The organism is Candidatus Rhodobacter oscarellae, from assembly GCF_001078595.1.
Taxonomy (GTDB): Bacteria; Pseudomonadota; Alphaproteobacteria; order Rhodobacterales; family Rhodobacteraceae; genus Rhodobacter_B; species Rhodobacter_B oscarellae.
Genome location: NZ_LFTY01000002.1, coordinates 212,091 through 225,749 on the forward strand (window position 1 = coordinate 212,091; position 13,659 = coordinate 225,749).

A 13,659-nucleotide genomic window follows, 5' to 3' on the forward strand; every position below is an offset into this window, starting at 1 on the left:
TAATTGTTGCAAACCAGACGATTGGAATTAGTCTCCGCCCTTACCTGGGGGGGGACGAACGGGGCCGCTGCACACGCGGGACCACTATTTGAGCCCCACGGGGCAAACAACTGGGAGGAACGACCTATATGAAACGCCGTAATTTTCTGAAAGGCGCAGCCCTTGGCGGGGCAGCCACGGCTCTGGCCGCTCCGGCGGTTGCCGGCAGCCACGCCACCACGCTAACCATTGTGTCGACCTGGCCGCGTGACTTCCCCGGCCTCGGCCTCTCCGCGCAGCGGCTGGCCGCGCGCATCCCTGAAGTGTCCAACGGGGCCATTCAGACCGAGTACTTCGCCGCCGGCGAGCGCGTTGGTGCGTTCGACGTGTTCGACGAAGTCGCATCCGGCAACAGCCAGGCCTATGTCGCCGCCGATTACTACTGGATCGGCAAGCACCCGGCCTTCGCCTACTTCACCTCGGTGCCCTTCGGCATGACCACGCCAGAGTGGAACTCGTGGATCAAGTTCGCGGGCGGCCAGGAGATGTGGGACAAGGTGTCCGGCGAGTTCGGCCTGAAGGCCCTGGCATGCGGCGCCACCGGCGCGCAGGCGGGCGGCTGGTTCAACAAAGAGATCAACTCGCCCGACGACCTGAACGGTCTGAAGATGCGTATCCCGGGCCTTGGCGGCACCGTGATGTCCAAGCTGGGCGTCTCGACCGTCTCGCTGCCGGGCGGCCAGATCTACGAGAACCTCGTCTCGGGCGCCGTTGAGGCCACCGAGTGGGTTGGCCCCTATAACGACTACTTCATGAAGTTCTACGAGGCGGCCAGCTTCTACTACACCGGCGGCATGCACGAGCCCGGCGGCGGTCTGGCCTTTGGCATGAACGCAGAGTGGTGGGCGCAGCGCTCCGACTACGAGAAGGCCGTGATCGAGGCCTGCTGCATGGAAGAGCACGCCGCTCAGCCCGAAGAGGCCGGCGCCAATAACGGCACCTACCTCGCGCGCCTGGTCAACGACCATGGCGTCAAGCTGCGCGCCTTCAACGACGACGTCTGGGACGCCTTCGGCGAGGCCGCCGAGGAGGTCTTTGAAGAGACCCGCGATCACTCGGCCCTGGCGGCCGAGGTCAACGACCACTTCCAGGCCGCGCTGCGCGACATCGGCGCCTGGCGCGGTGCTGCCGAGGTCGAGTTCTCGAACCAGCGGAACCGTATCCTGGGCATCGGCTAAGGCCTGGACGCCTAAGATCATAGCGGAAGCCGGCCCTTGGGTCGGCTTCCGTGCAAGTGGGGGAATAGGCGCGGTTGCGCCCGCGATGAGCCGGAAAATCGGCCTGCGCAGACCAGGGAAAAACCATGAGCACATCCACCGACCCGGACACCTTGTCTCCAATCGGGCCGCCGGCCATCGGCGCGCGCCTGTTTGGATGGATATCGCTGGGGGTGCTGGCCGCCTTCTTTATCAACAACATCCTGAATGTGGCCTTTGGCCTACCGCAGGTCACCGGCGCCTGGAACGGCGAGACCGCGGCCTGGCTGCTGATTGCCATCTACCTGATCGGCATCGGGGCGGCGGCGCTGTTCGTGCTGCGCACGCCGAACCGGGCGCTGCGCTACGACTCAAAGATCATAAGTGATTTCAACGCCTACCTGATCCGCGGCTGCTTTTTTGCGGTGCTGTTCACCGGGATCGTTGACGCCGCGATCGCGTTCCTGCGGGTCGAGGGCCTGCTGGAGCAGCTGTTTTCCGAGGCCCTGGCCAAGGACCTGATCCGCTCGCGCTTTATCGGGCCATGGGTGCACGGGCCGCTGCTGGTGCTGGGCTTCGTGGTGGCCGGCTTCTCGCGCTCGCTGGGCTTCATCTGGCTGGCGCTCTTGATCGTGCTGGCCGAGCTGTTGATCGTCTTCTCGCGCTTCGTGTTCAGCTACGAGCAGGCGATGATGGGCGACCTGGTGCGCTACTGGTACGCCGCGCTGTTCCTGTTCGCTTCGGCCTACACGCTCAAGGAGGAGGGCCATGTGCGCGTGGACGTGTTCTTTGCCGGGCTCAGCCGCCGCGGCAAGGGCAAGGTCAACGCCATTGGCACCATATTCCTGGGCATGGTCACCGCCTGGGGCATCATCATCGTGTCGATGAATGGCAAGCAATCCATCGTGAACTCCGCGGTGACCAATTTCGAGGTCAGCCAGACCGGCACCGCCGGCATGTACACCAAGTACCAGATGGCTGCCTTCCTGGCCGTATTCGCCATCACCATGCTGATCGAGTTTGTCAGTTACTATTTCGCAGCCGTCGCCGATACCCGCGACGAACCTGGCAAGCGCGAAGCCGCGCCCATCTCTCACTAAGGACCGCGCAGACCCATGGAACTTTTCTTTCTCGCTGTTCTCGTCATCACCATGGCCGTGGCCCTGGGCTCGGGCTACCCGGTGGCCTTCGCGCTGCCGGGGGCGGCGCTGATCTCTATCGTTTCCGCGGCCGTTGCCGGCTGGGCCTTCGAAAGCAATATGGACGCCTATTTCCACTCTGGCGGCCCGGGGCAGTGGATCTCGGCGGGGGTGACGAACCTCCGAGGGGTCTATTGGGAGGTGGAACGAGACACGCTGATCGCGATCCCGCTGTTCATCTTCATGGGGATCATGCTGCAGCGCTCTAAGATCGCCGAGGACCTGCTGGTGACCATGGCGCGCCTGTTCGGCCCGGTGCCGGGCGGCCTGGGCATCTCGGTGGTGTTCGTGGGGGCCCTGCTGGCCGCCACCACGGGCATCGTGGGCGCCACGGTGGTGGCGATGGGGCTGATCAGCCTGCCCGCCATGCTGCGCAACAACTACTCGCAATCGCTGGCCACGGGCACCATCGCGGCCTCGGGCACGCTGGGGCAGATCATCCCGCCCTCGATCGTGCTGATCATCCTGGCCGACCAGCTGGCCAGCGCCGCCGACCAGGCCTCGACCCTGCGAAAGTCGCTGCATAAGGAGGCCACGGGCGAGCTGTCGATGCCATCGGTCTTCGACGTGACCTCGACCAGCGCGGGCGAGATGTTCCTGGGCGCCTTCATTCCCGGCATCGTGCTGGTGCTGCTCTATATGGCGTTCATCCTGATCTTCGCGCTGATCCGCCCCAAGGCCGCCCCGGCGGTGCCTTACGAGGGCGCGCGGGACGCGCGGTTCTGGGGCAACGTGCTCTTGACGCTGGTGCCGCCCTTGGCGCTGATCTTCCTGGTGCTGGGCTCGATCATCTCGGGCATCGCCACGGTGAACCAGGCCGGCGCCATCGGTGCCGCGGGCGCGCTGATCATGGCGGGCTACCGGCTGGTGGATCAGAACAGCCGCACCTTCCTGCCCGCCTTCATGGCGATTATCGGCCTGGCCCTGATCGCCTTCGCGCTGAACACCTACAACATGAACATCAAGGCGCTCATCGTGGTGGGCGGCGACATGACCGGCATCTGGCTGGGCGTGACCGGCGTGGTGCTGGTGGTGCTGGCGCTGATCTGGTCGGGCATCCGGGTGCTGCGGATCGACAACACCATGCATGAGGTGATGATCGAGACCGCCAAGACGACCTCGCTGGTGTTCATCATCCTGCTGGGGGCGGCGATGCTGACCGCGGCCTTCCGCGCCTTCGGCGGCGAGGAGCTGGTGCGCGAGTTCCTCAACGCGCTGCCGGGCGGGTTCTGGACGCAGTTCATCATCGTGATGGCGGTGATCTTCGTGCTGGGCTTCTTCCTGGACTTCATCGAGATCGCCGTGGTGGTGGTGCCCATCGTGGCGCCGATCCTGCTGTCGGACCCGTCGGCGAACATCACCGCGGTGTGGCTGGGCGTGATGATCGGCCTGAACATCCAGACGTCGTTTTTGACGCCGCCCTTCGGCTTCGCGCTGTTCTACCTGCGCGGGGTGGCCCCGGCGATTGTGAAGACGGTGCAGATCTATAAGGGCGTGATCGCGTTCATCTGCCTGCAGCTGCTGGCGCTGGGGATCGTGGGTTACCACCCGCAGCTGGTGAACTACCTGCCGAACCGGGTGTCGCTCTTGGGCGACGCCGCACCGCCGCCGCGGAACCCCAAGCTGCAGTACTGCCTGGAGAACTACGTGCATGATCGCCTGCAAACGGAGCGCTCCAACGTGCTCTCGGTGATCAACACCGCGCGCGGGCTGGACCTGTCGCTGCTGCCCAAGGGCGTGGCGGGGGATCTTGAGGGCGCGTTTGACGAGGGCGAGAAGGCGCTGAGCCTGATCGAGGAGGTCAAGATCGCCGAGGCCGCCGTGCAGGCGGCCGCGCCCGAGTACCGCCCGCTGCTGCGCCAGGTGCGCCACCTTGAGAAGCGGATGCGCAAGCTTGAGGCCGAGGCCAAGGAGCTGCGCAAGCAGGCGGGCTTCCTCAACGGGGAGACGAATGGCGACCGCGTGGCGGACATGCTGGCTGAGGCCGCGCATCTGGACGAGGAGCGCGCCGCGGTCGCGGCGCAGATCCCGCCCGAATGGGACGAGGTCCACGACGTCTTCGCCAAGCTCACCACCGCCGAGCAGAAGGCCCGCACCACCTATCGCCGCGCCGCCGACGGCTCGGTCGAGGACGTGCAGGCCTTCCTGGCCGTGCTGAACGCCAACGCCGCCTTCGCGGCGCTGGAGGGCCGCCTGATGGCGCTGGAGGCGGAGCTGCCGGCGGGCGACCGCGCCACGCTGGAAGAGACCGTCAAGGGGCTGGGCTCGGAGTTCAACGCAATCGCGGGGGCCAACAAGGTCGGCTCGGAGCTCTCCAAGGCGCGGCGCGCGCTGCGCGAGGGCAAGGAGGATCGCGAGAAGGCCCTGAAGGAATGGGGCGACGCCGTCGCGGAGTTCCAAGAGCAGCTGGTCTGGCGCAAGGCGGCGGAGGGCCCGGCGAAGGTGGGTCTCGAGGCCTATATCGCCGGGGTCAGCGACACCGTTGGCGCGCGTCAGCAGCCCGCGATCACGCGCGAGCAGGCGCTGTTCCTGGCGAATTGTAACGCCGCGCACCGGGATATCTCGCTGAACTTCTGATCTGGGCTGGCGGGATGCGTCCCGCCAGCTTGGCCTGAGGTTCGGGTGTTGAGCGGGCGCGCCAAATCTCTTGCAAGAGATTTGCACTTTCCTTCCAAGGAAAGTGGGCCCGCAAGCGGCAAGGGTTTGCGATTAAGGGATCATTTTGGGGCGCGCTGAAGAAACTCTTGCAAGAGTTTCGCAATTTTCTTGGAAGAAAATTGCGACGCGCCCGTGTCCGCCGAAGCCCATCGGTCGAATGTGGCGCGACGGGCTGCACGCGGGCGCGCATCCTGACGCAAAAGATATCCCCGCCTTCCTTGTTCCGGGGCGGCATAGGCTCTAAATGCCACTCATGAGAATTCCCATCCCTTTCCGCAAACGCGCCCCGCGCGTCTCTGTCATCCGCATGTCCGGGGCGATCGCCGCGGGGGGGCGCGGGCAGCGCCTGAACGACGAGGGCCTGGCGCCGCTGGTCGAGCGTGCCTTTGCCAAGGGCAAGCCCGCCGCCGTGGCGCTGGTGATCAACTCGCCGGGCGGCTCGCCGGTGCAATCCTCGCTGATCGCCGCCCGGGTGCGGCGGCTGGCCGAGGAGAAGGACATCAAGGTCTACGCCTTTGTCGAGGATATCGCCGCCTCGGGCGGCTACTGGCTGGCCTGCGCGGCGGATGAGATCTGGGTGGACCCGACCTCTATCGTGGGCTCCATCGGCGTGATCTATGCCGGTTTTGGCTTTCAGGACCTGATCGCCAAGCACGGCGTGGTGCGCCGGGTGCATACCGCGGGCAAGTCCAAGTCGATGCTGGACCCGTTCCGCGCCGAAAAGCCCGAGGATATCGACAAGCTCAAATCCTGGCAGGGGCAGATGCACGAGGTCTTCATTGACCATGTGAGGCAATCGCGAGGCGAACGCCTCGCCGCCCCTGACGGCGAGGACATGTTCACCGGGGATATCTGGGTGGGCCAGAAATCCGTGGATGTGGGCCTGGCGGATGGGGTCGGGCATGTGGTGCCCAAGATGAAAGAGATCTTCGGCGACAAGGTCCGGTTCCAGGTCTTCGGCCCCAAGCGGGGCCTCTTGTCGCGCTTCGGCGCTCAGATGGCCAGCGACGCCTTCGGCCTGGTCGAGGAGCGCAGCCTTTACGCGAGATACGGGCTGTGATCCTCAAGATCATGGTGCTGTTCCTGGCGGGCATGGCCATCCTGGCCATGCTGGGGCGGCTGCGCTTTCCGGGGCAGAAGAAACTGGCCTCAATGAAATGCCGCGGCTGCGGGCGGTACAGGATCGGCAAGGGGCCGTGCTCCTGCGGCAAGGGATAGAGCATTGATGGATTTCGTCTACGCCGGCCTCGGGTTGATCATCCTTCTGCTCGCGGGGGACGCGCTTGTGCGCGGGGCGGTGAACCTGGCGCTGCGGCTGGGCATCTCGGCCCTGATTGTCAGCCTCACGGTGGTCAGCTTTGGCACCTCCGCGCCGGAGCTGGTGATCTCGGTGGACGCGGTGTTGAGCAACTCGCCGGGGATCGCGCTGGGCAATGTGGTGGGCTCGAACATCGCGAATGTGCTGCTGGTGCTTGGGGTGCCGGCGCTATTCGCCGGGATGTCCTTTCGCCAGACCGAGACGAAGCGGTCCTATCTGAGCATGCTCAGCGCCTCGGTCATCTTCATAACGGTTTGCTTTCTGGGCCCGCTGACGCTGGTGCATGGGCTGCTGCTCTTGGCGGTGCTGAGCCTGGTGATGGTGGATCAATTCAGCATCGCGATGAAGCAGCGCGTGACCGAGGCCCCGGAGGGGGCGGACCCGTCGATGCCGGGCTGGCGCATCGCGCTGTTCCTGGCGCTGGGGCTCGTTGGGCTGCCGCTGGGGGCGGAGATCTTCGTCGACAGCGCCGTCAGCATCGCCACGCGGTTCGGCGTCAGCGAGACGGTGATCGGGCTGACCCTGGTGGCCCTGGGCACCTCGCTGCCAGAGCTGGCCACCACGGTCGTCGCCGCGATACGGCGCCAGGCCGAGGTCGCGCTGGGCAACGTGATCGGGTCGAACATCTTCAACATCCTGGCCATTATCGGCGCGGCGAGCCTGTTTGGCAGCATCCCGGTGGACCCGCACTTTCTGAGCTTCAATCTGTGGATCATGCTGGGGGCGTCGCTGCTGCTGGCGCCCTTCGTGCTGATGCGGCGCGACATGGGGCGCATGAGTGGCGTCTTGTTCACGGCGCTCTACGTGGCCTACATAGTCTGGGTACTGAGCTAGGGGAGAGAGGGCGCGCGCATGCGGATCAAGCGGGCATTGGTAACGGGAGCGGCGGCGCGGCTGGGCCGCGCGATGGCTCTGGCCCTGGCCGAGGACGGGTTCGACGTGGCGGTGCACTACCACGGCGGCTCGGGCGACGCCGAGGCGGTTGTGGACGAGATCCGCGCCATGGGCCGCAGCGCCGCGGCCCTGCAGGCCGACCTGCTGGACCAGGCCGCGACCGAGGCCCTGCTGCCCGCCGCCGCCGAGGCGCTGGGCGGGCCGATCAGCGTGCTGATCAACAACGCCTCGATCTTTGAGTATGACAACATCGCCACCGCGACCGCCGAAAGCTGGGAGCGGCATATCGGGTCCAACCTGCGCGCGCCGTTCTTCCTGACCCAGGCGCTGGCCGCGCAGGCGCCCGCCTCGTCCACGGACGCCCAGGGCGAGCCCCTGGCCGAGGCCATGGTGCTGAACATGATCGACATGCGCGTGCGCAAGCTGACGCCCGAGTTCTCGACCTACACCATCGCGAAGGCGGGGCTTTGGGCGTTGACGCAGACCGCCGCGCAGGGGCTGGCCCCCCGCGTGCGGGTGAACGCCATCGGGCCGGGGCCGACGCTGCAGGGCGGGCGGCAATCGGCCGAGCATTTTGCCGCGCAAAGGGCCGCCACCATCCTGCAACGCGGCGCCAACCCAGAGGATATCACCGCGGCGATGCGCTATTTCCTGGCCTCTCCGGGGGTCACCGGGCAGTTAATTTGCGTGGACGGGGGGCAGCATTTGGGGTGGCAGACCCCCGACATTTTGGGCGTCGAATGAGGCCAAAAACTAGGTATATTGCTTGTCTATACGCTTGACTTTTGCACCGGTCGCGTGACGGCTCCAAACGCGTTACGATTCTAGCAGTAAAAACAGGCGTTTACAAAATGTTTATATTCTTTCTGAATTATTTCAATCACTTGCGAGATTGCCCAAAATATAGGCAAAGTGAAAAAGGGGCAGAAAATTAAGGGAAATTTCCACGTCCTGAAAACTTACCATCAGGTTTATCCACAGAAACGGTGGATTTGTTTTTTCTTGTCACAGCCCCCCAAGTCGGTGCAGCCATCTAACAGAATCAATGGTTAACGCGCTGATCGCATCTGGCGCCGCGCGCAGGCCGCGCCGCCCCCGATGCGGCCGATGTGACCGCAGCGCCTCGCCAATCCCGCGCGCGTTGGGTATTTGATCTAACACCGCAACATGACGCGCAAGAAGGGTGAACGCGTGGCCGAAGACAAGGACGCCCCCACCGGGCATCAGGTTATCAAAAGCTACCTGAAGACCATCGACAACTCGCCCGGTGTCTATCGGATGCTGGACGCGCAGAATCGCGTCCTCTACGTCGGCAAGGCGCGCAACCTGACCGCGCGGGTCTCCAGCTATGCCCGGCCCACCGGCCACAGCCCGCGCATCGCGCGCATGATCCGCGACACCGCGGCGATGATGTTCCTGTCCACGCGCACCGAGACCGAGGCGCTGCTGCTGGAGCAGAACCTGATCAAGCAGCTCAAGCCGCGCTACAACGTGCTCTTGCGCGACGACAAGTCCTTCCCGAATATCTTCATCTCGTCCGAGCATGACTTCCCTAGGCTGGAAAAGCACCGCGGCGCCAAGACCCGCAAGGGGCGCTACTATGGGCCGTTTGCCAGCGCCGGCGCGGTGAACCGCACCATCAACACGCTGCAAAAGGTCTTCCTGCTGCGCACCTGCTCGGACCGCGAGGTCGAGGCCGGGGACCGGCCCTGCCTGAACTACCATATGAAGCGCTGCTCTGGCCCCTGCGGCGGCAAGATCAGCAAGGAGGATTACGCCAAGCTGGTGCGCGAGGCGGATGATTTTCTGCAGGGCAAGACCAACAAGGTGCAGGCGCAGCTGGCCGAGCAGATGCAGGCCGCCAGCGACGCGATGGAGTTCGAGCGCGCCGCCGCCCTGCGCGACCGCATCCAGGCGCTGTCCTCGGTGCAGTCGGCCCAGGGCATCAACCCGCGCGGCGTGGCCGAGGCGGATGTGATCGCGCTGCATATGGATAGCGGGCAGGCCTGCGTGCAGGTCTTCTTCATCCGCTCCAACCAGAACTGGGGCAACCGCGACTACTACCCGCGCCTGGGCGGCACCGAGAGCCCGGCGGAGGTGCTGCAGGCCTTCGTCGGTCAGTTCTATGACAACAAGGAACCGCCGCGCATGCTGATCCTCTCGGACGGGATCGAGGACATGGACCTGATGGCCGAGGCGCTGGCCGAGAAGGCCGGGCGCAAGGTGCAGATCCTGGTGCCGCAGCGCGGCGAAAAGCAAGAGCTGGTCACCGGCGCCCTGCGCAACGCCCGCGAAAGCCTGGCGCGCAAGATGTCCGAGACCGCGACCCAGGCCAAGCTCTTGGCCGGGCTGGCCGAGGCCTTTGGGCTAAAGGAGCCGCCGGGGCGCATCGAGGTCTATGACAACTCGCATATCCAGGGCGCCCACGCGGTGGGCGCGATGATCGTCGCCGGCCCCGAGGGGCTGATGAAGAACCACTACCGCAAGTTCAACATCAAGGGCGAGGACCTGACCCCCGGCGACGATTTCGGCATGATGAAGGAGGTCCTGACCCGGCGCTTCCAGCGCCTGCTGAAGGAGGACCCCGACCGCGAGAACGGCATCTGGCCGGACCTGTTGCTGATCGACGGCGGGGCAGGGCAGGTCAGCGCCGTGCACCAGATCATGACCGAGCTGGGGGTTGCGGACATCGCCATGGTCGGCGTGGCCAAGGGCGTGGACCGCGACGCGGGCAAGGAAGAGTTCCACCGGATCGGCGCCCGCACCATGGCGCTGCGCCACAACGACCCGGTGCTCTATTTTGTGCAAAGGCTGCGCGACGAGGCGCATCGCTTCGCAATCGGCACCCACCGCGCCAAGCGCTCTAAGGCCATCGGGGCCACGCCGCTGGACGATGTGCCCGGCGTCGGCGCCGCCCGCAAACGCGCGCTTTTGCAGCACTTTGGCAGCGCAAAGGCCGTGAGCCGCGCGAACCTTGCGGATCTAAAGGCGGTCGACGGGGTTTCCGCCAATCTGGCCGAAAAAATCTACAATTTCTTTCACGAGAGTGGGTAGCGGATTTATGCCCGCTTGGGTTGCGGCGGGCAAAAATTAACAAAAAGTTGCAAACTTGCCCTTTGAGCCGCGCGCCGCACGCGCTAATCATTGAGGTGTAACAATTTTTTTGTTGACGAGTGACGCATATATGAACGGGCACGCTGAACTCGACCGGTATCTGGAGCTTGAGACCGGGAATCGCCGCGAACTGATGGTTCGCTTCGGGGCCGGCCTGCTGATCGCAATTTACCTTTACGTAAGCGCCGGCTGGCTGATTGGAATCATCTGGTTTGGCGTCTATGTGCTGCTGCGCCTCGTTTACTACGGCTATCTGCGTTATGTCCGGCTGAGCGATCAGCGCCTGGGCCTGCTGATCTCGACGCTTCTGTCTTTTGCCGGGCTGCTGACGTTGCAGAGCCTGCCGCTTTATCTGGTGCTGCAGCGCGACCCCGGCATGGTGCTGATTGGGGCGGCGGTGCTGGCGGCCTCTTTCATCTCGCAGGTGCGGCGCTGCGACACGCATCTGCCCACGGTGCTGTCGCAGGTGGGCCTGATCGTCTTCGCGGTGGGGGTGGTGCTGTGGGTGTGGCTGCCGCGGCTCGACTTGCTGGCGCAGCAGGTGATTGTGGGCTGCCTCTTCTGCGTCACGGTGTTTTACTTCGTAGAGGCGGTGCGGGTGACCCGGCAGCTGCGCCTGCAGTCGGACCAGCGCTCTAAGGTCACGGCGCAGCAGGAAAAACTCGCCGCACTTGGCCGTCTGGTCGGCGGGGTCTCGCATGATTTTAACAACGCGCTTGTCGGGATCTCGGGCAGCCTGGAGCTCTACCACGAGGTAAAGACCGACGCGGACCGGGCCGAGCTGGTGCGGGACGCGTTGGAGGCCTCGCTGCGCGCCGAGGCCCTGACCAAGCAGCTTCTTGTGTTCGCGCGCCGCGCCGATGTCTCGCCCAGAATGCTCGAGGCGCGGGGCGTCGTCGAGGAGCTTGCGGCCTTCGCAAAGCGCGTCATCCCCGCATCGATTGACGTGACCTTCCGGATCGGCGCGCCGGACATCTGGGTCGAGGCGGATCGCGACCTGCTGGTCACCGCGCTGATCAACCTGCTTGTGAACGCGCGGGACGCGGTGGTGCAGGGCGGCACCATCGAGGTCTCCGTCAGCCGGTACCACAATGACGAGCCGGTGGCCTGCGCGACCGGCGGCGTGTTGCCGCCCAATGACTGGGTCGTCCTATCCGTGAAGGATACCGGCGTGGGCATAGCGCCCGAGGACCTGCTGAAGACCGTCGAGCCGTTCTACACCACCAAGCAGGAGGGCGAGGGCACCGGTCTTGGCCTGCCGATGGTGCTGGGGCTCGCCGAGAGCTGCGGCGGCTGCCTCTCGATCCTGTCTGAGCAGGGCGCCTGGACCGATGCGCGCATCATCCTGCCCGAAGCCGCCGCGCCCGCCGCCTCTGCCTCCGCGACCGCCGCCGATCCTGCCGCAACACGCGCCGCAACCGCGACGTAGATGCGCAAAGTTTGCGCGTTCACGAGCGCGTGCGCGCGCGGCGTCTTCCCTGTCCCGCGCGAAGCCGCTAGGAAGGCGCCATGAAGTGGAATATCCCAAATATCCTCACCACTTTGCGGCTCCTGGCGGCGCCGGGCGTGGCGGTGATGTTCTTGTATTTCGTGCGGCCCTGGGCGGACTGGTTTGCCATGCTGCTGTTTGTGGGCGCGGCGATTACGGATTATTTTGACGGCTACCTGGCGCGGCTCTGGAAGCAAGAGAGCCGCTTTGGCGCCATGCTCGACCCGATCGCCGACAAGGCGATGGTGATCATCGCGCTGCTGGTGAACACGGGATTTTCGGGCATGAACCCCTGGATCTTGCTGCCCGCCACGGTGATCATGTTCCGCGAGATCTTCGTCTCGGGCCTGCGGGAGTTCCTGCAAGAGAAATCCTCGACCCTAAAGGTCACCAACCTGGCCAAGTACAAGACCTTCGCGCAGATGATCGCGCTGACCTTCCTGTTCGCGACGGGCATCTTCGAGCATAACTTCCTGGACCGCACCATCGGCATGGACGAGGGCACCCTGCATCTGATCATGACCGGGCAGCTGCCCGACGATATCGGGCTGGTCTGGCATCAAACCGGCGCCTGGTGGAGCTGGTGGATCGGCACCATCCTGTTGTGGATCGCTGCGGCGCTGACGCTGATCACCGGGGTTGACTACTTCGCCAAATCCCTGCCGTTCTTCCGCGAGGAGGAGGGGACGCATGATTGAGGTTCTGTACTTTGCCTGGGTGCGCGAGCGCATCGGCCTGCCGCGCGAGAGCATCGAGACCCAGGCCGCGACCGTGGCCGATCTGGTGGCTGAGCTGCGCGCGCGCGAGGACCGCTATGACATGGCCTTTTCGGACGTCTCGGCCCTGCGGGTGGCGCTGGACCAAGAGCTGGCTGGCTTCGACGCGCCGCTGGCGGGCGTGCGCGAGGTGGCCTTCTTTCCGCCGATGACCGGCGGCTGAGCCGGTGGTCGTGCGCGTGCAGGCCGAGCCCTTCGATGTGGGCGCCGAGCTGGCAGCCTTCGCCGCCGGGCGCCAGGACGTGGGCGCCGAGGTCTCGTTCAGCGGCGTGGTGCGCGACGATGGCGGGCTGGCGGCGATGGAGATCGAGCACTACCCGGGCATGACCGAGAAGGCGCTGGCCAAGATCGAGGCCGAGGCCGTGGCGCGCTGGGACCTGAAGGCCAGCCTGGTGATCCACCGCTACGGGCGGCTGGAGCCGGGCGAGAAGATCATGATGGTGGCCACCGCGGCCGGGCACCGGGCGGAGGCCTTTGAGGCCGCGCAGTTCCTGATGGACTACCTTAAATCCCGCGCCCCGTTCTGGAAGAAGGAAACCGGCGCCGATGGCGCAAGCTGGGTCGCGGCCAAGGATGCCGATGAGGACGCGCTGGAGCGCTGGTAGTTGGGGGAATGCGGCGGTGCTTTATGAGTGCCGCGCTTGACCTGGACGCGACGCAATTTTCTTGCAAGAAAATTGCGAAACTCTTGCAAGAGTTTCTTTGGCGCGCCCCGCAATGATCCGCTATGCGCACCCTCTCACCGGACGCGGGCCCAACTTTCCTTGGAAGGAAAGTGCAAATCTCTTGCAAGAGATTTGGCGCGCCCAATGGACCGCTCCAGGTCCAACATGACCCCCCGCGCGGCGGCCACTGACGACCAGCCGGTCATCGCCACAGCCTCTGCCTTTTCGATGAAGGGACCCGCGCGCGCCCCAACAGCAGAGCTTGGCGGCAACTGGCCCGTGCGCCTTACCGGTTGGTGACAGCGCCGGGC

Annotated in this window: 13 protein-coding genes; all 13 read left to right on the forward strand. The window is 65.2% G+C overall.

Annotated features, from left to right (window positions below; genetic code table 11):
* The first annotated feature begins 128 nt into the window (after window positions 1-128).
* Window positions 129-1,217 (forward strand): TRAP transporter substrate-binding protein, encoded by a 1,089-nt coding sequence (locus tag AIOL_RS06050; RefSeq protein WP_049642164.1) that lies wholly within the window; start codon window positions 129-131, stop codon window positions 1,215-1,217.
* 125 nt (window positions 1,218-1,342) lie between these two features.
* Complete coding sequence (locus tag AIOL_RS06055) at window positions 1,343-2,335, forward strand: TRAP transporter small permease subunit (RefSeq protein WP_049642165.1); 993 nt, start codon at window positions 1,343-1,345, stop codon at window positions 2,333-2,335.
* Window positions 2,336-2,350: 15 nt separating this feature from the next.
* A complete protein-coding gene (locus AIOL_RS06060; protein WP_049642166.1) occupies window positions 2,351-5,011 on the forward strand; it encodes a TRAP transporter large permease subunit in 2,661 nt (886 codons plus the stop codon).
* Window positions 5,012-5,345: 334 nt separating this feature from the next.
* Window positions 5,346-6,152 carry a S49 family peptidase gene (locus AIOL_RS06065; protein WP_049642167.1) on the forward strand — a complete coding sequence of 269 codons (807 nt, stop codon included), beginning with the start codon at window positions 5,346-5,348 and terminating at the stop codon, window positions 6,150-6,152.
* The gene (locus tag AIOL_RS25440) at window positions 6,149-6,310 is read left to right on the forward strand and encodes a hypothetical protein (protein WP_160314412.1); all 162 of its coding nucleotides are present in this window, start codon (window positions 6,149-6,151) and stop codon (window positions 6,308-6,310) included. Before AIOL_RS06065 ends, AIOL_RS25440 begins: the two co-directional genes overlap by 4 nt.
* Before the next feature lie 7 nt (window positions 6,311-6,317).
* Window positions 6,318-7,244: a calcium/sodium antiporter gene (locus AIOL_RS06075; RefSeq protein ID WP_049642168.1), complete on the forward strand. Its 927-nt coding sequence runs from the start codon at window positions 6,318-6,320 to the stop codon at window positions 7,242-7,244.
* Window positions 7,245-7,268: 24 nt separating this feature from the next.
* Entirely contained in the window at window positions 7,269-8,048 is a 780-nt protein-coding gene (locus AIOL_RS06080) for an SDR family oxidoreductase (RefSeq protein WP_049645283.1), read from the forward strand.
* Window positions 8,049-8,471: 423 nt separating this feature from the next.
* Complete coding sequence (gene uvrC, locus AIOL_RS06085; protein ID WP_049642169.1) at window positions 8,472-10,358, forward strand: excinuclease ABC subunit UvrC; 1,887 nt, start codon at window positions 8,472-8,474, stop codon at window positions 10,356-10,358.
* 112 nt (window positions 10,359-10,470) lie between these two features.
* Window positions 10,471-11,847 (forward strand): sensor histidine kinase, encoded by a 1,377-nt coding sequence (locus AIOL_RS06090; RefSeq protein WP_152912390.1) that lies wholly within the window; start codon window positions 10,471-10,473, stop codon window positions 11,845-11,847.
* Between the two features lie 80 nt (window positions 11,848-11,927).
* Window positions 11,928-12,605, forward strand: a complete 678-nt coding sequence (gene pgsA, locus AIOL_RS06095; RefSeq protein ID WP_049642171.1) for a CDP-diacylglycerol--glycerol-3-phosphate 3-phosphatidyltransferase — start codon at window positions 11,928-11,930, stop codon at window positions 12,603-12,605.
* Window positions 12,598-12,846, forward strand: a complete 249-nt coding sequence (gene moaD / locus AIOL_RS06100) for a molybdopterin converting factor subunit 1 (protein ID WP_049642172.1) — start codon at window positions 12,598-12,600, stop codon at window positions 12,844-12,846. The genes pgsA and moaD overlap by 8 nt, the downstream gene beginning before the upstream one ends.
* A gap of 4 nt (window positions 12,847-12,850) precedes the next feature.
* Window positions 12,851-13,288 carry a molybdenum cofactor biosynthesis protein MoaE gene (locus AIOL_RS06105; protein WP_049642173.1) on the forward strand — a complete coding sequence of 146 codons (438 nt, stop codon included), beginning with the start codon at window positions 12,851-12,853 and terminating at the stop codon, window positions 13,286-13,288.
* Window positions 13,289-13,492: 204 nt separating this feature from the next.
* Entirely contained in the window at window positions 13,493-13,648 is a 156-nt protein-coding gene (locus tag AIOL_RS25445; RefSeq protein WP_160314413.1) for a hypothetical protein, read from the forward strand.
* The last annotated feature ends 11 nt before the right edge of the window (window positions 13,649-13,659 follow it).

Coding starts and splice junctions, on each gene's coding strand:
- AIOL_RS06065 (WP_049642167.1), top strand. CDS start 5,346: ATGAGAATTCCCATCCCTTTCCGCAAACGCGCCCCGCGCGTCTCTGTC.
- AIOL_RS06060 (WP_049642166.1), top strand. CDS start 2,351: ATGGAACTTTTCTTTCTCGCTGTTCTCGTCATCACCATGGCCGTGGCC.
- moaD (WP_049642172.1), top strand. CDS start 12,598: ATGATTGAGGTTCTGTACTTTGCCTGGGTGCGCGAGCGCATCGGCCTG.
- AIOL_RS06055 (WP_049642165.1), top strand. CDS start 1,343: ATGAGCACATCCACCGACCCGGACACCTTGTCTCCAATCGGGCCGCCG.
- AIOL_RS25445 (WP_160314413.1), top strand. CDS start 13,493: ATGGACCGCTCCAGGTCCAACATGACCCCCCGCGCGGCGGCCACTGAC.
- AIOL_RS06075 (WP_049642168.1), top strand. CDS start 6,318: ATGGATTTCGTCTACGCCGGCCTCGGGTTGATCATCCTTCTGCTCGCG.
- pgsA (WP_049642171.1), top strand. CDS start 11,928: ATGAAGTGGAATATCCCAAATATCCTCACCACTTTGCGGCTCCTGGCG.
- uvrC (WP_049642169.1), top strand. CDS start 8,472: ATGACGCGCAAGAAGGGTGAACGCGTGGCCGAAGACAAGGACGCCCCC.
- AIOL_RS06050 (WP_049642164.1), top strand. CDS start 129: ATGAAACGCCGTAATTTTCTGAAAGGCGCAGCCCTTGGCGGGGCAGCC.